Source organism: Bosea sp. (in: a-proteobacteria) (assembly GCF_023953965.1).
Lineage (GTDB): Bacteria > Pseudomonadota > Alphaproteobacteria > Rhizobiales > Beijerinckiaceae > Allobosea.
Genome location: NZ_JAMLIX010000001.1, coordinates 1,696,404 through 1,717,051 on the forward strand (window position 1 = coordinate 1,696,404; position 20,648 = coordinate 1,717,051).

General features: G+C 64.9%; 22 protein-coding genes. 16 read left to right on the forward strand and 6 right to left on the reverse strand.

Annotated elements, in window-relative coordinates; genetic code table 11:
* Positions 1–4 precede the first annotated feature (4 nt).
* From M9917_RS07875 to M9917_RS07890, 4 genes are read right to left on the reverse strand one after another with little or no spacing between them, the layout of a single operon-like run.
* A complete protein-coding gene (locus M9917_RS07875) occupies positions 5–847 on the reverse strand; it encodes an SDR family oxidoreductase (RefSeq protein ID WP_297252478.1) in 843 nt (280 codons plus the stop codon).
* Positions 840–2,615, reverse strand: a complete 1,776-nt coding sequence (locus M9917_RS07880) for a CoA-transferase (RefSeq protein WP_297252480.1) — start codon at positions 2,613–2,615, stop codon at positions 840–842. Before M9917_RS07880 ends, M9917_RS07875 begins: the two co-directional genes overlap by 8 nt.
* The gene (locus M9917_RS07885; RefSeq protein ID WP_297252482.1) at positions 2,612–4,156 is read right to left on the reverse strand and encodes a class I adenylate-forming enzyme family protein; all 1,545 of its coding nucleotides are present in this window, start codon (positions 4,154–4,156) and stop codon (positions 2,612–2,614) included. The genes M9917_RS07880 and M9917_RS07885 overlap by 4 nt, the downstream gene beginning before the upstream one ends.
* Before the next feature lie 11 nt (positions 4,157–4,167).
* On the reverse strand, positions 4,168–5,016 hold the full coding sequence (locus M9917_RS07890; RefSeq protein WP_297252484.1) for an amidohydrolase family protein: 849 nt from the start codon (positions 5,014–5,016) through the stop codon (positions 4,168–4,170).
* Positions 5,017–5,145: 129 nt separating this feature from the next.
* Between M9917_RS07890 and M9917_RS07895 the strand changes: the two genes are divergently transcribed.
* The 3 genes from M9917_RS07895 to M9917_RS07905 are packed head-to-tail and all read left to right on the forward strand — an operon-like array spanning position 5,146 to position 6,233.
* A complete protein-coding gene (locus M9917_RS07895) occupies positions 5,146–5,370 on the forward strand; it encodes a hypothetical protein (RefSeq protein WP_297252486.1) in 225 nt (74 codons plus the stop codon).
* Between the two features lie 3 nt (positions 5,371–5,373).
* Positions 5,374–5,850, forward strand: a complete 477-nt coding sequence (locus tag M9917_RS07900) for a MaoC family dehydratase N-terminal domain-containing protein (protein WP_297252488.1) — start codon at positions 5,374–5,376, stop codon at positions 5,848–5,850.
* A complete protein-coding gene (locus M9917_RS07905; protein ID WP_297252490.1) occupies positions 5,847–6,233 on the forward strand; it encodes a MaoC/PaaZ C-terminal domain-containing protein in 387 nt (128 codons plus the stop codon). The genes M9917_RS07900 and M9917_RS07905 overlap by 4 nt, the downstream gene beginning before the upstream one ends.
* Positions 6,234–6,459: 226 nt before the next feature.
* Here the strand turns inward: M9917_RS07905 and M9917_RS07910 are convergent, their stop codons facing one another.
* Positions 6,460–7,263, reverse strand: a complete 804-nt coding sequence (locus M9917_RS07910) for an IclR family transcriptional regulator (protein WP_297252492.1) — start codon at positions 7,261–7,263, stop codon at positions 6,460–6,462.
* Positions 7,264–7,494: 231 nt separating this feature from the next.
* Here M9917_RS07910 and M9917_RS07915 point away from each other — a divergent pair, with 231 nt between their 5' ends.
* The 9 genes from M9917_RS07915 (at position 7,495) to M9917_RS07955 (ending at position 16,013) form a co-directional block, all read left to right on the forward strand.
* Positions 7,495–8,433 (forward strand): DUF6282 family protein, encoded by a 939-nt coding sequence (locus M9917_RS07915; RefSeq protein WP_297252494.1) that lies wholly within the window; start codon positions 7,495–7,497, stop codon positions 8,431–8,433.
* 37 nt (positions 8,434–8,470) lie between these two features.
* The gene (locus tag M9917_RS07920) at positions 8,471–9,412 is read left to right on the forward strand and encodes a hypothetical protein (protein WP_297252495.1); all 942 of its coding nucleotides are present in this window, start codon (positions 8,471–8,473) and stop codon (positions 9,410–9,412) included.
* A complete protein-coding gene (locus M9917_RS07925) occupies positions 9,396–10,166 on the forward strand; it encodes an HpcH/HpaI aldolase family protein (RefSeq protein WP_297252497.1) in 771 nt (256 codons plus the stop codon). Before M9917_RS07920 ends, M9917_RS07925 begins: the two co-directional genes overlap by 17 nt.
* Positions 10,167–10,284: 118 nt before the next feature.
* Entirely contained in the window at positions 10,285–11,421 is a 1,137-nt protein-coding gene (locus M9917_RS07930; RefSeq protein WP_297252498.1) for an ABC transporter substrate-binding protein, read from the forward strand.
* Positions 11,422–11,500: 79 nt separating this feature from the next.
* On the forward strand, positions 11,501–12,559 hold the full coding sequence (locus M9917_RS07935) for an Ldh family oxidoreductase (protein ID WP_297252500.1): 1,059 nt from the start codon (positions 11,501–11,503) through the stop codon (positions 12,557–12,559).
* A gap of 60 nt (positions 12,560–12,619) precedes the next feature.
* Complete coding sequence (locus tag M9917_RS07940; RefSeq protein ID WP_297252502.1) at positions 12,620–13,336, forward strand: ABC transporter ATP-binding protein; 717 nt, start codon at positions 12,620–12,622, stop codon at positions 13,334–13,336.
* Entirely contained in the window at positions 13,329–14,351 is a 1,023-nt protein-coding gene (locus M9917_RS07945) for a branched-chain amino acid ABC transporter permease (RefSeq protein ID WP_297252504.1), read from the forward strand. The genes M9917_RS07940 and M9917_RS07945 overlap by 8 nt, the downstream gene beginning before the upstream one ends.
* A complete protein-coding gene (locus M9917_RS07950) occupies positions 14,344–15,141 on the forward strand; it encodes an ABC transporter ATP-binding protein (RefSeq protein WP_297252505.1) in 798 nt (265 codons plus the stop codon). Before M9917_RS07945 ends, M9917_RS07950 begins: the two co-directional genes overlap by 8 nt.
* Positions 15,138–16,013 carry a branched-chain amino acid ABC transporter permease gene (locus M9917_RS07955; protein WP_297252507.1) on the forward strand — a complete coding sequence of 292 codons (876 nt, stop codon included), beginning with the start codon at positions 15,138–15,140 and terminating at the stop codon, positions 16,011–16,013. Before M9917_RS07950 ends, M9917_RS07955 begins: the two co-directional genes overlap by 4 nt.
* A 101-nt stretch (positions 16,014–16,114) precedes the next feature.
* On the opposite strand, the gene M9917_RS07960 is transcribed toward M9917_RS07955, so the two are convergent.
* Positions 16,115–16,972 (reverse strand): IclR family transcriptional regulator, encoded by an 858-nt coding sequence (locus M9917_RS07960; RefSeq protein WP_367273910.1) that lies wholly within the window; start codon positions 16,970–16,972, stop codon positions 16,115–16,117.
* Between the two features lie 96 nt (positions 16,973–17,068).
* On the opposite strand from M9917_RS07960, the gene M9917_RS07965 reads away from it, so the two are divergent.
* From M9917_RS07965 to M9917_RS07980, 4 genes are read left to right on the forward strand one after another with little or no spacing between them, the layout of a single operon-like run.
* Positions 17,069–18,016: an NAD(P)-dependent oxidoreductase gene (locus M9917_RS07965; RefSeq protein WP_297252510.1), complete on the forward strand. Its 948-nt coding sequence runs from the start codon at positions 17,069–17,071 to the stop codon at positions 18,014–18,016.
* On the forward strand, positions 18,013–18,900 hold the full coding sequence (locus M9917_RS07970) for an amidohydrolase family protein (protein ID WP_297252513.1): 888 nt from the start codon (positions 18,013–18,015) through the stop codon (positions 18,898–18,900). The genes M9917_RS07965 and M9917_RS07970 overlap by 4 nt, the downstream gene beginning before the upstream one ends.
* Positions 18,897–19,220, forward strand: coding sequence for a Dabb family protein (locus tag M9917_RS07975; protein WP_297252515.1), 324 nt, complete (start codon positions 18,897–18,899; stop codon positions 19,218–19,220). Before M9917_RS07970 ends, M9917_RS07975 begins: the two co-directional genes overlap by 4 nt.
* A gap of 18 nt (positions 19,221–19,238) precedes the next feature.
* Complete coding sequence (locus M9917_RS07980; RefSeq protein WP_297252517.1) at positions 19,239–20,423, forward strand: hypothetical protein; 1,185 nt, start codon at positions 19,239–19,241, stop codon at positions 20,421–20,423.
* The last annotated feature ends 225 nt before the right edge of the window (positions 20,424–20,648 follow it).

Sequence of the window (20,648 nt, forward strand, 5' to 3'; positions counted from 1 at the left end):
CTCCTCAGGATGAAAAACGGAAATGGCCGGGTTTCGGCACCGCCCAGACGTCGCCCCATAATTGCTGGCCGCCGTCCACCGTCAGCACTTCGCCGGTGACGAAACCCGAGGACGGCAGGACGAGATAAAGGCAACCCTCGACGACCTCGATCGTCGAGCCGGCGCGGCGTTGCACATTGGCGTCGCGCCGCACCTTGGCGCGGACTTCGTCGGGATAGTTTTCGAGCGCCCCGGTTTCGACGACGCCGGGCGCCAGGCAATTGACCCGGATATCCAACGGCGCCCATTCGACCGCAACCGTCTTCGACAGATAGACGACGCCGGCACGCGCGGCGACCGAATGCGCCATGCCCGGAATACCCCGCCAGATATCGAGCACGACATTGACGATGCGCCCGCCCTGCCGATGGTCGCGCCAGCGCTGCGCCGCCATCTGCATCATGTTCCAGGTGCCGTTGAGATTGGTGTCGATGACGGCCTGCCAGCCGTTCGGCGTCAGGTCGATCGCCGACTGCACGAACTGTCCGCCGCCATTGTTGACCAGGATGTCGAGCCGGCCGTCCTCGGTGTAGATCCTGTCGAGCAGCGACGCGATCTGCTCGCGATCGCGCACCGAGCACGGGATCGCCTCGGCGAGAAGGCCATGCGCCCTGATCTCCGCGACCGTGGCGGCCAGGGGATCGGCGCGGCGGCCGCAGATGAAAACCTTGGCGCCGAGCCGCGCCATGGCGATCGCAATTGCGCGGCCGAGCCCGGTGCCGCCGCCGGTGACCAGCGCGACCTGGCCCGCCAGGACGTCGGCGCGGTAGCTGAGCGGGATTGCAAACAGGTCGGTTTCGTCAGCCAAGGAACAATCCTTTCGGATCCATCTGACGGGCGAAGACGATCTCGTCCTCGGTCGGCTCGGGTTCGACGGCGACCTTTGCCGCGACGGCGAGCGGCCAGCCGGTCTTGGCGACGGCCCGGGCGATCAACTCGTCCTTCGGCGTATCGCCGCGCGCCAGCACATGCGTCAGCGCGTATTCACCGTCCGCGCGCCGCTCGAGAACGGCGAGCGGCGTGACGATCGTCTTCACCGCACGTCCCGGCGTCGTGACGAAATCGGCCTTTTCGACGAGGCGATGGACCGAATGGGCGATCGTCACCAGCACCTCGGAAGCACCGGAGCCGATATCGTTGGCGCCGCCCGATCCCGTCAGCAGCAGGTTGGGCAGCTTCGTCGTGTTGAGATTGCCGGCGCGATCGACCTGGGCCGCCCCCAGCACGCCGACCGCCTGGTTGCGCGGGCCGCCGGTGAGCACGCCGAGCGTCGTCAGCGCATCCGACTGCATCAGCCCGCCGGCCATGTTGCGATAGTTGAACAGGAAGGGGTCGGCCGGCGACGGCAGATAGCCGTACATGCCGGCTTCCACCATCAGCGGCACGTTGTGTCCTTCCTGGCGCTCGCGCATCGAGGCCATCCAGGCGGCGAGCGAGGAGATGCCGAGGCCCGCGAGAATGCAGGACAGCCCGCCGCTCTTCAGCCGCCGCTGCAGGATGCGCATGGCGAGAATGGCATGCCGCTCGTTTTCGCCGGATGCCCGGGCGCTCGCCACTTCCGACAACTGCGGCCATTCGAACTGCCAGCCGTCCTCGGCGCGGCGGCCGCGCAGGGCATGGATGCGATCCATGCCGAGCTTGGCGAGGTAGGCCTCGTGGCTGTCGCATTCGACGATCCACTCCCGCGACCAGCGATCCAGCGCCTCGCCATCCTTGCCGGCGGCGCGCAGGGCTTCGAGAAACGCGTAGTCGTCGGGATAGCCCGGCACTTCCGGCACGGGATCGCCCGGCAAGGAGTTGGGATGGCCGCCGAGCGGCACTTCGCAGACAGCCGAGACCATGTGGCCGGGAATCTGCACCAGGTGCGAATACCGGCTGATGAAAGCGCTGTCGACGATCCGCTCGACGCTGACGACGACGCTGCGCTTGGCCGCGAACGCCGCCCAGACGCCATCATAGAGCGGCGGGCAGATGATGGTGTTGCCGAAGCGATCGGCCGCCAGCGCATGGATGAAGGTCACGTCCGGCGCAAAGGGCGCGACGACCGAAGCCTTGCCGTCGCCGAAGGGGTTGTCGAGACTGGCGAACTGCCCCGCCGCTTCGCGTTCCCTGGCCATGTCGCTGCCGGCGAGCGAGCCCGTCGGCATGAAGGGAAGTCCGAGGGCTGCCGCCATCAAACGCTGCTTGAGCGTCAGCAACGACCAGTTTTCGAAGGTGACGGTGTCATCGCGGGCTGCCTCGACATAGACCGGATGCGGCGCCGGCGTCGGGAAGGTCAGCGCATGGATGGAGCTGACGACCTTCCTGACGAGCCCGCCCCGGATCAGCGGCGCATGCTGGTTCGCCACGGCCGGCGCGGCCAGGGTGAAGCCGGGCGCCTTGCCCCAATATTGCCGGGCGACCTCGAACATCGCCGCATTCGGCCGCGCCATCGACCCGCCGAAATAGAGCGTGTCGCCGGGCCTCACGGCCGCGGCCACCGCCGCCTTCAGCGGCTTCGACTTGTCGATGCCCGCAGGGGCGGCGCAGGCTTTCGACCAGTTGGCCTTGAGGGCCTCGATACCCATGTCGATCATCGCGTCAACCCCAGCGCCTGGCGCAGCAGCAGCTTCTTGACCTTGCCGCTTTCGGTGCGCGGAATCGTCGCCGGATCGAGCGTGCGGACCTCTTCCGGCCACTTGAACGGCGCCAGATGGTCGCGGACGAAATCGTGGATCTCCTCCAGCGTGAAGCTGCGGCCGGGCTGCAGCGGGACGAGCCCGAGGAAGACCGTCTCGCCCAGTACGTCATGCGCCTTGGGCAGGGCGATCGCCTCGTGCACCTCGGGATGCTGGACGACGAGGTTCTCGATCTCGAAGCTCGAAATGTTTTCGCCGCCGCGCCGGATGATCGACTTCAGGCGGTCGACGAAGAAGTAGCGGTTCTCCTCGTCGTGATAGGCGAGGTCTCCGGTATGGAACCAGCCGTCACGGACGGCCTCCTCGAGCGCGGCTTCGTTGTTGAAGTAGCCGGCGAAGCCCTGGCCGAAGCGCGAGACGATTTCGCCGACCTCGCGCACCGCGACATCCGCGCCCGTCTCCGGATCGACGATGCGCAGCGCGACGCCCTTCACCGGGCGCCCGAGGCAAGGATAGGGATCCGGCAGGTCGTAGCAATCCGCGGAGGCGAGCGTTCCCGGCGTTTCGGTCGAGCCATAGCCGTCGAGCACGCCGCAATCCCAGCGCTCCTTGACCTGCCGCCAACGGCCGCCTGCACCGTTGGCGAAGAGGATGCGCAGCCTTGCCGAAGCCCGCTTCTCGACATCCGACACCGGCATGCCGAGCAGGATGACGGCGATGGCGCCCATGGTCCACAACACGGTGGCGCCGCCGCGATCGGCCTGACCCCAAAAGCGCGAGGCGCTGAACCGCGCGGCGAGCACGATCGGCGCGCCGGCGAGCACCGCCATGGTCGTGCCCCAGTTGAGCGCCGAGCCATGGAAGAGCGGCGTGACCAGCATGATGCGGTCGTCGGCGGTAAGCCGGACATGCTCCTGATAGCCGGCGATGCCGTTGATGATGCTGCTGGATCGCTGCAAGGCCGCCTTCGGCCGGGCCCCGGTGGTGCCGGAGGTGAAGACGATGCTGAGCAGCGCGTCATCGTCGAGCGTCGGATCGCGGGCGAGCATCGGCTCCGGCGAGCGCGCCGATGCATCGAGCATGTCGCCGGCCGGGGCGTCGCTGAGGATGTGCCGGATGCCGGGCGAGACGGTGCGCAGTTCCTGCGCGAGCGCGTTCAACGCGGCGGTCGTCACCAGCACGCGCGGGTTGATCGTCTCGAGGAAGCCCTTGAGCTCGCCGACGCGCAGGTCGGTGTTGAGGCCGGAGGCCACCGCGCCGATCTTCTGGCAGCCGAAATAATAGACCAGCCATTCCGCCGAATTCGGCACCAGCAGCGCCACCGGCTCGCCGCGCCGGACGCCGAGGCCCTTGAGCAGGGCGGCGAAATGCGCGGCCCGCTCCTGCGCTTCGGCATAGGTTAGCTTGACGTCGCTTTGCGCATCGTCCTGCACGAAGTGGACGAAGGTCTGGCCGGGGTTTTCGCGGGCGGTCCGCTCGAAATGATCGACAAGCAGCATCGGGCGGGCTCCTACTGGAGGCCAAGGACACGAAGCAGGTTGTCGCGCAGGAAGAGGCGCTCGGTCTGCGGGTCCAGCTCCAGCCGGTCGAAATCCTGGAAGTAGCGATCGTAGCCGATATAGGGCCAGTTGGTCCCGAAGATGACCTTGCGCTTGCCGCGCGTCTTGAGGAACTGCAGGGCGGCCGGCGGCCAGTGGTCCGGCGCATGGGCGCAGGTGCTGAAATAGACGTTGGGATGCTTCAGCGCCATGGCGATCATCTCGCTCTCCCAGGGCCAGCCGATATGGCCGCCGATCAGCTTCAGCCTGGGAAAATCGAGCGCCACGCGGTCGAGATAGATCGGACGGCCGGGATCGGACGGCATCAGCCCCGCCGTATGGCCGACCTGCAGCCAGACGGCCATGTCGAGTTCGCAGCATTTGGCATAGATCGGGTAGAAGCGCCGGTCATCCGGCGTCAGGTCCGCCGCGTAGGGCAGCATGCGGACGAAACGGAACCCCTTGTCGCGGCCGAAACGCTCGATCTCGTCGAGCGATTCCATGATGTCGCGCTTGGGATCGATGCCGACGCCGGGGATGACCCGCCCCGGCAGCTTTTCGGCGAGCGCGGCGACCCACTCGTTCTCGACATGCAGGTTGCGCGTCAGCCGTGCGTCATAGCCGCTGACGAGGATGCGCTCGATGTTGTGGCGGTCCATTTCCGCCACCATCTCCTCCAGCGGAATGCCCTGGTTGATGACGTCCGGCCGCCTGAAGATGTGCTCGAAGATATGCCGGTATTCCGGAAGCCGGCCGTAGCGCTCGGCGATTTCCCGCGGCATCGGCCGCACGCTGACGTCGATCGCTGGCGTGTTAGGCATTTGATCTCCCCCTGGAGCTGTTCCCGTTGCCAGGCTCGATCGCGGCCATCCGGGATGCGGCAGAGCGATCGCTCTTGGCTGGGTTGTTGCACAGAGCGACCGCTCTGGTCAAGCGGGAGCCTCGCCTGTATGCTGGCGATGGAAGCGGGGATATCGATGTCCGGAAAGACCGAGATGCCGCGCCGCGGGGAGTTCCTGCCCGCAGCGCTCGATCGTTTTGCGAGATACGGCTATAGCGGCACCCCCATGCGCGACATCGGTGCCGGTGTCGGCCCTGTGCATTCGGCCATCTGCAATTATCCCGGAGCGGTCGCGGCGACGCGGCGGCGGACGCGTGCCGTGGCGGAGGCCTGACGCTTGCCGCGCCCGTCTCCGCTCGCCGTCCGTGTTTCAGCCCAGATCGGCCGGGTCTTTCCGGCGCATGACGCCGTCGTCGACGCAGGACACATCGCCCGCTTCGCCCATGCGATCGGCGAGACGCGGCCGGTCTATTTCGAGGAGGCCGCGGCACGGGCAGCCGGCTATGAAACCATACCCGCCCCACCGACCTTCCTGTTCACGCTCAGCATCATGAAGCCGCGGCCCTTCGACATCTATGATGAGCTTGGGATCGAGCAGGCCGCCATCCTGCACGCCGGACAGTCGTTTCGGATCATCTCGCCGATCCTTGCCGGCCGGAAGCTGACTTTCTTGCCGCGTCTGTCCGGGGCGGTGGAAAAGAGCAGGGGAGCCCTGCTGTTCGTCTCGGTCGAGACCAGCGTCACGGACGCCGAGCACCGGTTGGTCGCCTTGCTGACCACGACCGTCGCAGCCCGGCAGGGCGCCGGCTCATGACACCGTCCCGTACACTGACAATGCCGCCGATCACGCGAAAGACTCTGGCGGAGTTCGCCGAGGCGTCCGGCGACCATAATCCCATCCATCTGGACCCCGAAGCAGCAAGGGCGTCGGGCCTGGACGACGTGATCGCGCACGGCATGCTGCTCGCCGCCTATGCCGGACGCGCCGTCGAGGCGGTATATCCCGATTGCGATATCAGGGACTTTAGCATCCGTTTCACCCGCACCGGCCGGATTGGTGACGTTATCACAGTCGCTGTGATGTCTCGAAAAGCCGGGAACGACGGCGAACACCTGGAAGTCTGGGCAGTCGATCAGAACGGCGAGGTCAAGCTCGAAGCCGAGCTGTCCATCGCCGCCCGGCACAAGGGAGCCTGAAAGGGAAAGGGCAAAACCGCGATCCCGGCCTCGAAATCAATGCCCCGGGCCGTATCGCCGGACACAATCGGATCGCGCGGACCGCGCATCGCCTTTCCCGTTTCGAACGGACTTAGAGCAATTCCGCGATTCTCCGAATCGCGGAATTGCTCTAAGTCTTTGTTTTATCGCATTTTCTTCACGCGAACCGGTGTCCACTTCGCTCGAAAATACTCTAGAAGTGTGGCTAACGGGCTGGCTTGGCGGGCCGTCCGTGATCGACTTGCCGTCCGTGGCCGAGCCGCCGGGATATCTGCTGGCTGGTTTCGATCAATGTGCCGGTATCGCGGGGAATGGGCTCGATGGGTAGGAACTGGATCGAGCCGACGATGGCGATCGACGCGACGCAGGCGTCCTGACTATCGAAGATCGGCGCAGCTACCGCATTAATGCCGAGCATCGCCTCTTCCGGCGCGGAGGCGAAACCGCGCTTGGCGATCTCGATCAGTTCTTCTTCGATGCGCGGGGCCGACGTGATCGTCTTGTCGGTGAATGGCAGCAGCTTGCGGGCCAGCACGCGCTCCTGAAACGGCTTCGGCGCATAGGCGAGCATCACCTTGCCCTGCGCGGAGGCGTGGAACGCCAGTTCGCTGCCCGAGCGTACGCCGATTTCGATCGCCGAGGTGTTGGTCGCCTTCGAGACGACGAGCGCCCCGCGCGGCGTCATCTCCGACAGGACGACGGTGTGGCCGAGCTCGTCGCGCAGGGCACGCATCGGCCCCTCCGAGATCTGCACGAGATCGGTGTCCGTGGCGAGCCGCGACAGCAGGCGGCTGCGCGCGCCCATGCGGTAGCGCGTGGTCGCCGGATTTTGCACCAAATAGCCGCGCTCGACGAGCGTATGCAGATGGCGATGCACCGAGCCCTTGGTCACGCTCAGGCGTTCCGCGATCTGGGTCACGCCCAGTTCGTCTTCGGAAAAGGCCACCGCTTCCAGCACGTCGATCGCAAGCTGGACCGAGCGTACGCCCGAATTGTCTTGCCCGGCCATGTTTCATCCCCCAACACGTTCGCGGTTGCGGAACATCATATGCAATCATGAGACATAATCCAAGACGCCGTGGAGGGTTTCAAAAGGCCTTTGTCATCGGCCATATTGCGCTGTATCAAAGGCAATCATTGACAGAGTCGCTTTTAAAAACCTACACGATATGAAACGGTGTTTTGCTTTCGCGAACACGCCCTGGCTGTTGCCAGGGGCGGCCAGTCAGGAAATTTGCTCATGAGCCTTGCGCAGGAAGCCGCCATCGAACGCCGCATCGACGATCTTCTCGTCGGCGCCATCGATCCGCATGTGCATAGCGGCCCATCGATCGCGCCGCGCGGCGTCGATCATCTCGAGCTTCTGCAGCAGGCGTCCGCAGCCGGCTTTGCCGCCGTGGTGACGAAGGATCACGACTACAGCGGCGTGATGACGGCGGAACTGATCAAGCGCCATCATCCCGAGCTCAAGACGAAGATCTATTCCAGCATCGCGCTCAACAACGTGATCGGCGGCTTCAACCCCTATGCCGTCGAACACATGGCGGCGATGGGCGGCAAGGTCGTCTGGTTCCCCACGCTGGCGGCGGAAAACCATCTGCGCTGGGAAAAGACCTCGAGTTGGCAGCACCCGGCTTCGACCGGCAAGATTCGGGCGGCGTCGCCGGTTCCCGTGCTCAACGACGACAGGAAGACGCTGCGCGACGAGGTCAAGGAGGTCATCGACATCATCGCCAGGAACGACATGGTGCTGGCGAGCGGACATATCCATGTCAGCGAAAGCTGGATCGTGTTCGAGGAAGCCAGGCGTCGCGGCGTGAAGAGGATGGTGCTGACGCATCCGGAAGACATCGTCGATGCCAGCCTCGACGACGTGAAGGGCATCGCCGCGATGGGTGCTTTCGTCGAGCACTCGCTGTGCATGTTCCTCGAGGGCTCGAAGTTCAAGACTCGCGACGGCGGGGATCTGCGCGACCAGATCGAGGCGGCCGGCGTCGACCGGACCGTGATGTGCTCGGATCTCGGCCAGGTCGGCGTGTTCGGCCCGATCGAAGGCTTCCGGCGCGGCATCCGTCTGTGCATCGACTTCGGCTACGGCGACGAACAGATCCGCAAGATGGTTTCGACCAATGCCGCGCGGATGCTCGGCATCGAAGCCGACCTTCCGAAGGCCTCGTGACCGCGCCGAACCAAGAAGAGTGCCGAGGGAGCTTGCGATGTACGACACGACCGACCCGCGCGCCAAACTGGCCGCCACTCCGGCCGCCGATGCGAAGCTGCCGGCCTCGGGGCCCTTCGGTCGCGCTGAATATCTGCGCTTCTATCGGGAGCCGGCGCAGGAAGAGGGCGCTTGGGGCAAGACCTGGTATGGCCGTGGCCAAAACTTCGTCATCGTCTATTCCGAGCTGGAGAAGGGGGCCGAGCTGTCGCGCGACGCCCAGCCCGACGAATATGTCGTGCTGCTGCCGGATCCCGCCGCCTCGGCCGAGATTGCGACCGAGGACGGTACGCAGCGCGTGAAGGGAGGCTCGCTTGCCTTCGTGCCGCCGGGCAAGTCGAGCCTGCGCATGATCGCTCCAGGCCGTGTCGTGCGCATGTTCACGACCAAGTCGGCCGACATCGCGGCAAAAAGCGCCAATGCCGACGCCTATGCCCAGGCCAAGCCACATGTCTCGGAGGCCGTGGCCTGGCCGGTGCCGAAAGACGGCTACAAGCTCCGTGTCTACGATCTCGACGTGCCGCCGGAGCCCGGTCGGTTCGGGCGTATCTGGCGCTGCACGACGTTCATGGTGAACTGTCTCGACATCTGGCAGGGGCCGCGCGACGAGACCAAGATGTCGCCGCACCACCATGACGACTTCGAGCAATGCTCGCTCGCGCTCGAGGGTGACTTCGTCCACCATCTGCGCTGGCCGTGGACCGTCAACAAGCAGCACTGGCACGCTGACGACCATGAATTCTGCGGCTCGCCCTCGATCGCCGTCATCCCCCCGCCGGCGATCCACACCACGGCCGCGACCGGCGAGGGCGCGAACCAGCTCGTCGACATTTTCTGCCCGCCGCGCATCGACTTCTCCGAGAAGCCGGGCTGGGTCCTGAATGCCGACGACTATCCGATGCCGCAGGACGCGGGGAGGCATCATGTCCAGGACCGATAGCTTTCGCTCCCGGCTGCATGCCGGAGACAATCTGATCGGCACGTTCCTAAAGACGCCGACCAGCCATGCCGCCGAAATCGTCGGCGGCCTCGGTTTCGACTTCGTCGTCATCGATCAGGAGCACGCTCCGTTCGACCGCATCGCGACCGATGTCGCGCTGTTGGCGGCACGCGCGACCGATACGCCGGCATTGGTGCGTGTACCGGGACCCGAAGCGATTCTCTCCGTGCTCGATTGCGGTGCGACCGGCGTGCTGGTTCCGCATGTCGCCACGGTCGAGCATGCCCGGGAGGCCGTGGCCCTGTGCCGTTATGCCGGCGGCCGCCGCGGTTTCGCCACCAGCACGCGCGCCGGTGGCTACACGGCGGTGCCGATGTGGCAGCACATCAAGGAGCGCGACGAGCAGACGGTCGTCGTGGCGCAGATCGAAGACCCGCAGGCGCTCGACCAGATCGAGGCGATCGCGGCGGTCGACGGGATCGACTCGCTGTTTATCGGCCGCGCCGATCTCTCCTGCGCCTTTGCCGATCAGTCGAAGGATCCGCCGGCGGTGCGCGAGGCCGTCGAGAAAATCTGCGCCGCCGCACGAAAAGCCGGCAGGCCGGTCAGCGTCTATATCGGCGGCGAGTCCGAGGCGACCTGGCTGCGCTCGCTCGGAGCCAGCATGTTCGTGTTGTCGTCCGATCAGGGCTTCCTGCGCGAGGCCGCCGCGAGGGGCCTCGCCGGTGTCAGAAAGGCCGTTGCAGTGGTCTGACGGGCCGCGAAACCCCGTTCCGGGACCGCCGGACGTTTGACAAGGATGAAAGCAGGAGGTTAGCTCCTCGCTAACAAAGTACGCATATCGAGAACAAAGTTTAACCTGGGGAGAAGCCATGTACGTTTATTGCAAAGCTGGTATCGCTGCGGCCGTCGCGATGCTCGTGTTCTCGACCGCCTCGCAGGCGGCCGACATCAAGATTGGCGGCGCGGTCGCGTTGTCCGGTTACCTCGCCACCATCGACCGGTCCTGGAATGACGCCGCGATGCTGGCGGTCGAGGAGATCAACAAGGCCGGCGGCGTCAACGGCCAGAAGATTACCATGACGGTCGAGGACATGCGCTCGGAGCCGGTCGACGCCGTCAACGTGACCAAGAAGATGCTGTCCAACGGCGCGACGATCCTGATCAACGGATCGAGCTCAGCCGGCAACGCGGCCGCCTACCCGCTGGCGGCGCGCCAGAATGTGCCGATGATCATCGGTTCGATCCTGCCGCCCAAGGAAAGTGATCCGAAATGGGCCTATTCCTTCCTGCCGCCGCCGACCTTCGAAGTCGCGCTGCGTCTGAAGTATCTCAAAGAGAAGCTGAACCTGACCAAGATCGGCGTGCTGCATGATCCGACGCCCTACACCGCGCTGCAGAAGAACTACCTGACCAGCGTCGTCGGCGAATACGGCATCACGGTCGTTGCGACCGAGCAGTATCAGCAGAACGATTCCGATATGTCGGCCTATATCGCCAAGATGCAGGCGGCGGGTGCACAGGCGATCGTGAAGATCGGCGTCGGCCCCAGCACCGTGACGGCGGCCAAGGGTCTGAAGCAGCTCAACTCGACGATTCCCTTGCTGGTCAATGCCGACACGCTCGACGTGCTCAAGGGCGGCGCGGACGTGCTCGGCAAGCAGTTCTTCTTCCCGGCCCCGCCGCCGCAGATTTACGATGCGCTCGCTGCCGACTCGCCGCTTCGCAAGCCGGTCGAGTCCTTCCTGACGGTCTGGAAGGCGAAGTATGGCGATCGTGACCCGTCCTGGGCCAGCCGCGGTTGGGATGCCGTCCAGATCATCGCGGCTGCGGTGAAGAAGGCGGATGCGACGTCCGGCGAAAAGCTGCGCGCCGCCTTCGACCAGATGGGCGACTATGTCGGTGCCGGTGCCGAGTACAACTTCTCGGCGACCAACCATACGGGCATCGTGAAGAACCCCTTCATCATGACGCAGATCGTCGACGGCAAGTTCGTCCTGCACGACTGATCGATGAAAAACGAGGGGCGGAAGGCACGCCGTTGCCTCCGCCCCGCTTCCTCGCGGTTCCTTCAATCGGGCGATCGACGTGACCATCCGTTCCGAAGCCATCGTTGCGCAGATCGAAGACGTGCTGGTGGGCTGGACGATGTCGCCCGCGCCGGCGAAGGTCGTCGCCGAGGTGCTCGGCTGGGCTGATCTGCACGGCATCGAGAGCCACGGCATTTCGATGCTGACCATGTATGACGACTGGCGGCGCGCCGGCCGCGTCGATATGCAGGCCGACATCGCGATCCTGCGCGAAACGCCGGTGTCGGCGCTCATCGACGGCGGCGGCGGGCTCGGTCATCCGCCGGCGCATCTGGCGATGACGATGGCCATCGACAAGGCGAAGCGATCCGGCATGGCTGCCGTTTCGGTGCGGCATTCCTCGCATTACGGCGCTTGCGGCTACTATACCGCTATGGCTGCCGAGGCCGGCCTGATCGGGATCACGACGACCACGACGCCGGGCGTGCGCGTGGCGCCGACCGGTGGCGCGGAGGGCAAGCTCGGCACCGATCCATGGAGCTTCTCGGCCCCCGGCGACGAGGGCCGGCCGTTCCTGCTCGACATGGCAACCACGACGGTCGCCTACGGCAAGATCCGCAACAAGGCGAACGAAGGCCTGTCCGCGCCGCTCGGCTGGGTGCTGGATGAAGCCGGCGGCCCGAGCACCGATCCGGGCGTTGTCGTCGGCGGCAAGGGATTTCAGACGCCGCTCGGCGGCACTGCGGACGGCAGCAGCCACAAGGGCTACGGCCTGAGCATGATGGTCAACATCCTGTCGTCATGCCTGTCCGGCGCCGATCTGGTCACCGATCCCGCGCACACGCAGCGGCCGGGCCATCTCGGCCATTTCTTTCTCGCGCTCGATCCGGGCCTGTTTCGCAATCCGGCCGATGTCCGCGGCGACGTCGCGCAACTCTGCGACGATCTGCGGGCGACGCGGCCGATCGATCCGGCGAAGCCGGTCATGGTGGCCGGCGATCCCGAGCGCGCGATGGCCGAGAAGCGCCGCCGCGACGGCATCGTCATACCCGATGGCTTGAAGGCGAAGCTGAAAGCGATTGCCCAGGATACCGGCGCTGTCTGGCGTCTGAACTGAGGAAGGCTCGTGTCAGAAACATCCCGCCCGCAATCGCCGGCCTCCACGACCGCCGCGACCATGCTCGACGCGCGCGACCTTACCGCCACCTATGGTCGCGTCGAGGTGCTGCACTCGGTTTCATTTCATGTGAACCGGGGCGAGGTCCTCGTCGTGCTCGGGCCGAACGGCGCGGGCAAATCGACGCTGCTTCGCTCGCTGATGGCGCAGGTGGAGCGCACCGGCTCGATCAGATTCCAGGGAGAGGCGGTCGAGAGCTGGTCAACCGATCAACTCGCGAGCGCCGGCCTGATCATGGTGCCGGAAGGCCGTGGCATTCTCGGGCCGCTATCGGTGCGGGACAACCTGGACCTCGGTTCCTATATGCGCCGTGACGGCCGCCGCGCGATCGATGCCGATCTCGACAAGGTGTTCACGCTGTTCCCGCGCCTGAAGGAGCGACAGAATCAGCGCGCCGGTTCGCTTTCCGGCGGCGAACAGCAGATGCTGGCCATCGGGCGCGCCATTCTCGGCAGCCCCAAGCTGCTGCTGCTCGACGAGCCGTCGCTCGGTCTCGCGCCACGCGTGATGGATGAAATCCTGCAAAGCCTGGAAACACTGAAGAACAGCGGCCTGACCATTCTGCTGGTGGAACAGAAAGCGCCGCTCGCGCTGAAGATCGCAAGCCGTGCCTATGTGCTGCGATCCGGCCGCATCGCGACCGAAGCGAGCGCTGCCGATCTCACATCCGAAGAAGCGCTCGCCAAACTCTATCTCGGAGCTCACGACCATGGCTGATCCGGACACTTCAGCGGCGTCGGGGCTCGGGTTGCCGCCGCGGGCCGCCGCGGGCAATCGCTCGCTGCGTATCGTCATTGTCGGCATGGCCGTCATCGTCGCCATGCTGCCCTTCGTCGCCAGCACCTATGTGCTGTCGCTGCTCGTCCTCGCGGGCATCTACGCGGTGCTGGTGATCGGCCTCGAATTGTTCATGGGGCAGACCGGGCAGGTCTCGTTCGGTCATAACGCCTTTGCCGTGCTCGGCGGCTATGCGACCGCGATCCTGACCACGACGCATAACTGGCCGCCGCTGGCGGCGCTCGCGTTCTCGATCGTGATCTCGGTCATTGCCGCGCTGATCATCGGCGCGCGCACCCTGCAATTGCGCGGCCACTACCTCGCGATGGCGACGCTGGCGCTGGGCATGATCGCCTATACGCTCACCGTGCAGCTGACCTCGCTGACCAATGGGTTCGCCGGCATCACCGGCATCGCGCCGCTGGGCATCGGTCCGCTCGAACTCACAAGCGACCTTCAATATTATTACGTGGTCTGGACCATCGCCGCGCTCGGCATCTGGTCGTCGTTCCGCATCAAGGATTCGCGCGTCGGCCGCGCGCTCGGCGCCATCGCCGGCAATGAGGAGGCAGCCTCGGCGCTCGGCATCAATGCGGCGCGGCTGAAGCTGACCGCCTTCGTCATCTCGGCAGCCTATGCCGCCGTTGCCGGCTCGCTGATGGCGCATTTCGTCGGCTTCCTCAGCCCGGAGGTCTTCGGCCTCGATCTCGTGACCCTGCTCTTCGCCATGCTGTTCGTCGGCGGCATCGGCACGATCTACGGCCCCGTCGTCGGAGCCGTGCTCATCGCGCTGTTGCCGGCGATCCTGGGTCCGCTCGCGGAATATCGCCAGCTCGCCTACGGCGTCATTCTGCTCGCCGTTATCATGTTCGCGCCGAGCGGCGCATTCCGCCAGATCGTCGGCTTGGCCGAGCGCTTGTTCGATGGCTCGTCGCGAGGGGTGAAACGTGGCTGATCCCATCCTTCGTGTTGCGGGCGTGACCAAACGCTTCGGCGGCGTGGTCGCAGTCAATAACGTGTCCTTCGCGGTCGAGCGGCACAGCATCACCGCGGTGATCGGACCCAACGGCGCCGGCAAGACGACGCTGTTCAGTGCCATCTCCGGCTTCCGTGCCGCCGATGAGGGCACGGTGACTTTCGACGGTACCGACATCACCCATGCCCGGGCCGACGAAGTGGCGCAGCGCGGCCTGATCCGCACCTTCCAGCTGGTGCGCCTGTTCCGCCAGATGAGCGTGCTCGATAACGTGCGCGTCGGCCTATATTCGCAAACGCGCGGCGGCTTTGCCGCGGCGGTGCTGCGCCCGGCCTGGTTTCGCGATCAGGAGCGGCGCGGGATCGACGAGGCGCGGGCCGTGCTCGACAAAGTCGGCCTGCTCGACCAGGAAAACGCGGAGGCCTCGACGCTGACATACGGCCAGCAGCGCTTGCTCGAAGTGGCGCGCGCACTGGCGGCCAAGCCCAAGCTCCTGCTGCTCGACGAGCCGGCCGCGGGCCTCAACCGCACCGAATCCGACAACCTCGCGACGCTCATCTGCAAGATCCGCGACGGCGGCACAACGGTCTTGTTCGTCGAGCACGACATGAGCTTGGTCATGCGCGTCGCCGAAACCATCCATGTCCTCGATTTCGGCCAGTACATCGCTCACGGCACGCCCGCCGAAGTGAAGACCAATCCCGCCGTCCTGAAAGCCTATCTCGGCGATATCTCGCAACCGGTCGCATTGAAGGCGGACATGATATGAGCCTTTATCTTCAATTCCTGGTCAGCGGTCTCAGCGTCGGCTGCATCTACGGGTTGGTCGCGATCGGCTTTTCGGTCATTTTCAACGCGAGCGGCATCGTCAATTTCGCGCAGGGCGCCTTCGTCATGCTCGGCGGCACGCTCACCTACGTGCTCTACGAGCGCGCCGGTCTGCCGATCTGGTTCGCGATCATCCTCTCGATCCTCCTGAGCGCGGTCATCGGCATGCTGTTCGAGGTGGCGATCATCAAGCCGCTCTGGAAGCGTAACACGTCGCTGTTCGTCATGATGCTGGCGACGCTGGCTCTCGGTGTGATCGCCGAGAACACGGTCCTGCACACCGTCGGGGACGAAGCGCACAGCTTCCCGCCGTTCAGCGCCGGGCCGCCGCTGCAGGTCTTCGGCGCTTCCATCGCGCGACAGACCGTGTGGATGGCGGTGCTGTCGGTGCTGATCATGGCGCTGCTGAACCTGCTGTACAGGAAGACCATGCTCGGCAAGGCGATGCGCGCCTGCGCGGTGGACCGCAATGTCGCCCCTCTGCTCGGCATCAAGGTCGACCGAATGCTGACCTACAGCTTCGGGCTCAGCGCGGCGCTGGGAGCCATCAGCGGCATCCTGATCACGCCGGCGCAGTACACCGCCTATCACATCGGCACCACCTTCTCGGTCATGGGCTTCATCGCAGCGATCATCGGCGGGTTGGGCAATCCGATCGGCGCCTTCGTCGGCGGCATCATTCTCGGGCTGCTGCAGTCCTTTGCGATCCTGTTCTTCGACGCCGGCTTCAAGGACGTGATCGCGTTCTCGATCCTGCTCGTCTTCCTGCTGGTCAAGCCGTCCGGCCTGTTCAGCTCCTACGTGGAAGACTAGATCATCGCGCGTCCTGTCGGACGCGATGACGATGATCTTATCTCATTGTCACGGCATCGGATTTTTCCGGAAAGTGGATTCCACTTTTCGTATCCGATGCCCTAGCGCGCGCGGCGCATGCTGCCGGTTTCGGAATAGCCGTAGCCGAGCAATGTCGAGATGGAACGGGCCATCGCCAGAACGGCGTCGATCATGTCCTGCGCGGGTTCCGCCGGCAGGTACTGGATCGACGAAACGATGGCGACGACCGCGGCGAGATCGCCGCGCATATTGAACACCGGCGCGGCCAGGCCGTTAATGCCGATGATGCTTTCTTCCGGCGCGACGGCATAGCCGTCGGCGCGCACCTTGGCGATGCGCTCCTTGAGCGCGGCGGGATCGGTGAGGCTGTAGCGGGTCAGCGCGGGCAGTTCGCCCGCGAAAGTACGATCGACCAGCGTGCGGTTGCCGAAAGCGAGCATGACCTGGCCCTGCGCCGAGCCGTGAAGCGTGAGCTCGCTGCCGACGCGGGCGCCGATGGCGATGCTGGTGGTGCCGGAGACGGTCTTGACCACGAGCGCGCCCGAGTTCAACGGCGTCGTCAGCACGGTCGACAGACCGAAGCGGTCACGCACCTCGCGCATCGGCCCGTCGCCGGCGCGGGCCACGTCCCCGACCGCAGGCGCCAAATGACCGATGAGATAGGCCTTCGGGCCGAGCAGATAGCGCGAGGTCACCGGGTTCTGGACCAGATAGCCCCGATCCACCAGCCCCTGCAGATGCCGGTAAATGGCGCTTTTCGTCAGGCCGAGACGGCCGGCGATCTGGGTGACGCCCAGTTCGTCTTCCGCGAACGCCACTGTCTCCAGGACAACCAGAGTTGTGTCGCCGGACTGGACGCCAGAGGCTTGGCGTGGAGTGGTTTTCTTCATGAAGATAGCTGCGCAAGAGAGTGATTTAACGAAATTCCTGCGGATCATGCGCCATCGCAAACGGGTTGACAAACGACGCGCTTGTTGGTGCTCTAGCGCGAAATAAATTCGCACCTCGCGAACATAAGCAAGATGGAGCCGAACATGGTCGTCAAGCCTGGCATTGCGGTCGGAGCCATCGGCAATATCCCCGAGCTGCGAGCCGAGGTGCTGGCCAAATACCCGCAAGCCAAGTTCCACGAGATCCTGCCGGTCCTGAGCGAGGACGCGCTGATCGAATTTTTGCAGGGTTGCGACTCCGCCGTCATCGGCCTCGAGCCGCTGACCGAACGGGTGATGGCTGCCTGCCCCGGCCTGACCGCTATCGGCAAGTTCGGCGTCGGCTGTGACAACGTCGATTTCGATGCGCTGCGCAAACGCAATGTCCGCTTCGGCTATCAACCCGGCGTCAACCGGCTGGCGGTCGCCGAATTGACCATCGCCTTCATGTTGATCGCTCTGCGCTGGCTGTCGTCGCGCGCCTATGCCATGCGCGAGGGCGAAGGGCCGAAGACGAGGGTCGGCCGTCAACTGACCCGCCGCGTCGTCGGCCTGCACGGCTGCGGCTTCATCGGCAAGGAAGTCGTTCGTCTGCTGCAGCCGTTCGACTGTGAGATCCTCGTTCACGACATTCTGGATTTCCCGGATTTCTATCGCCGGTACAATGTGACGCCGGTCGATTTCGATACGCTCCTGGAACGTTCGGAAGTGCTGTCGCTTCACATCCCGCGGCCGCCGGGCAACGCCTTTCTCTATGACGCGAAAACGCTGGCGCGCCTGCGTCCCGATTGCGTGCTGATCAACACCTGCCGCGGCGGCATCGTCGATGAGGTCGCGCTGGCCGACCGGCTTGCCGGCAATGAGAACTTTGCCGCCTGCGTCGATGCCTTCCTGATCGAGCCGCCGGTCGATATGCGCCTGTTGCGGATGCCGAACATGTTTTCAACGCCCCATATGGGCGCGAGCTCGATCGAGGCGCGGCTGGCCATGGGGCGCGCCGCCGTGCGTTTCCTGGAAGAAGGCACGCTGGTTCCGGAAGGATTTGCGCCGTGATAGGCATCTATCCGGACCGCGTCCGCACATTGCGCAAGCCGAAGACGGCGTTTCCCGCCGGCGCCTGCGATTGCGCCATCCACATCTACGGCCCGCCCGGCAGCAGCCGGCTGGCGGCCAATCGCAAATACGATCCCATCGACGCCAGCCTGGACGATATGGTCGAGCTGCATGGCTGGCTGGGCATCGAGCGCGCCGTGCTCGTGCAGGCTTCGATCTATGGCACCGATCACGGTGTCGTGCTGGCCGCGCTGCGGCGGATGCCCGAACGGCTCCGCGCGATCGCCGTCGTCGATGAATCCGTCAGCGATGACGACCTGGCCGAACTCGATGCGGCCGGCTGTGTCAGTGCACGGTTCAACATTCTGTCGATGCTCGGCAATGCCTGGAACGAGGACGCTTTCGTCACCCAGGTCGCGCGCGTCGCCAGGCGGGGCTGGAGCATATCGCTGCACGCCAGCGTGCCCGAGCTGAAGGCGCGCTGGAACCTGATCGAGCGCATCGAAGCGCCCGTGATCATCGATCACATGGCCTATTTCGATGGCACCCAAGGCATCGATCACGACGATCTCGCCTTCATGCGCCGCGTGATGGCAGGCAAGGGGCGCTGGCTTAAGGTCTCGCGCATGGATGTGGTGTCGCGCCAGGGAACGCCTTACGACGACACCGTGGACTATGTGCGCGCGCTGATCGACCTGGCGCCGGACCGGACCGTCTGGGCAACCGACTGGCCCCACGTCCTGTACGATCGCCCGACGCCGGACGACGCCGATCTCGTCGAATTGTTCGAACGGCTTGTGCCCGACGCGACGCTGCGTCAGCGCATTCTGGTCGATGCACCCACCGAACTCTTCAAATTCTCCGCGACTGGACCGAAATCATGATCCGACACAGTGTGCTTTTCAGCTTCAAGCCGACCGCCGACAAAGCAGCCTGTGACGCCTTGCTGCGCGAATACGTGACGTTTCCGCAGGTTCACAAGAACATGCGCAACTTCACGCTCGGCAAAAACATCAGTGAACGCGACCAGACCTTCCAATATGCATTCAGCGTCGACTTTGACAATGAGCAGGACCTGAAAGATTACCTCAACAGCCGCGAGCACGAAGAGCATGTCGTCGAACGCTTCCGGCCGTTGATCTCCGGCCGCGCGATCGTCAGTTACGAAGTTGCCGACGGCGCGGTGACGAATCTGTTCGACTGAACGCTTGAGGAGGCGCCGGTGAAGCTTCAGACCTGGGTCTATCCTTGGGATATCCACGCCGGCGGCGTCGATCGCGTGCTCGGCGAGATTCGCGATCTCGGCCTCACCGGCATCGAATTGACCTCGAACTACCACGCGATCGCGACTCTGGCGGCGCGCGGCGAGGGACGACGCGTCCTTTACACCGAACATGGCGGTGTCTTCTTCCCAGCGCGCGCTGAGCGCTATGGTCGCATCAAGCCGGAGGTCTGGCCCGATGACGAGATCGTTCGCATCTGGCCGGAGGTCAGCGAGCGCAGCGCCAAACTCGGCCTGCGCCTCAATGCCTGGACGATCGGCCAGTTCCAGCCCTGGATCACGCGGCAGGTGCCGGAATGTTCCAAGGTGTTGCCGACCGGCGATCGCGTGCCGGCGACGACCTGCCCCTGCAATACCGATGTGCAGGAATTCTTCTGCGCGATGGGTGCCGATCTCAGTTCGCAGTTTCCCGTCGACCTGATCGAACTCGAAGGCATCGGCTTCCACAAGTTCCAGTATGGCTGGGTCCGCCCGCGTATCCTGATCGACATCGCACCCTGGACCGAGTGGTTGCTCAGCCTGTGTTTCTGCGAGAGTTGCAAGGCGCGGGCGCGGCGTGCCGGCCTCGACCCGGACGGGCTGCAGGCTCGTGTCCGCATCGAGATCGAGCGCTGCTTCAATGCGCAATCCGACACCGACCCGGCGGGGCCGCTCGAGGAGATGCGTGCGGCCTGGTTGGACCGCGATCCGGATCTCGCCGGCTATCTGCAATGTCGGGAGGATGCGGTCGTCGATCTCGTGCGCAACATGGCCGATGCGGTGGGCGAGGCGTCGCAGGCGCGGCTCGGCGTCTGGGCGCCGGTCGAGGTCGACGGCTCGGAAGGCGTCAAGCTGGAGCGGGTGGTCGACAAGATCGGCGCGGTCATCGTCTGGCACCCGGAAATGCGCCGCGAGGAAGCCGCACGCATTCGTCGGCTCACTGCAGCAGCGACGCCGCGCGTGGAACTCACACATTTCCAGGCCTCGGGCTGGCCGCACGGACCGACCTCGCCGGGTTTCAGGGCTGAACTCGAAGCGGCGATCGCCAACGCCGTCGACCAGATCAGCTTCTACAACTACGGCTTGATGCGGCGCTGGCAGCTCAAGGAAATGGTGGCGCTCGCACGTTCGCTGACGACCCGGTAGCCACACTCCTGCGCTTCCATGCGATTGCCCACCGTCGGCTCTCGAGACCATTGAGGGGTATTCGGGAAGGAAGGATTTGGCTCCAACCTCGCCGTCAGTCGACCCGAGTCGTTGATATGATCGTTGAAGAACACAACGTTGCAATTCGGGACTGAAACCCAGTTCCCTAATTCAGCAGCGGCGCCATGATAGTCATCGAGCACGGCGCTCGATGACGTTGGGCTT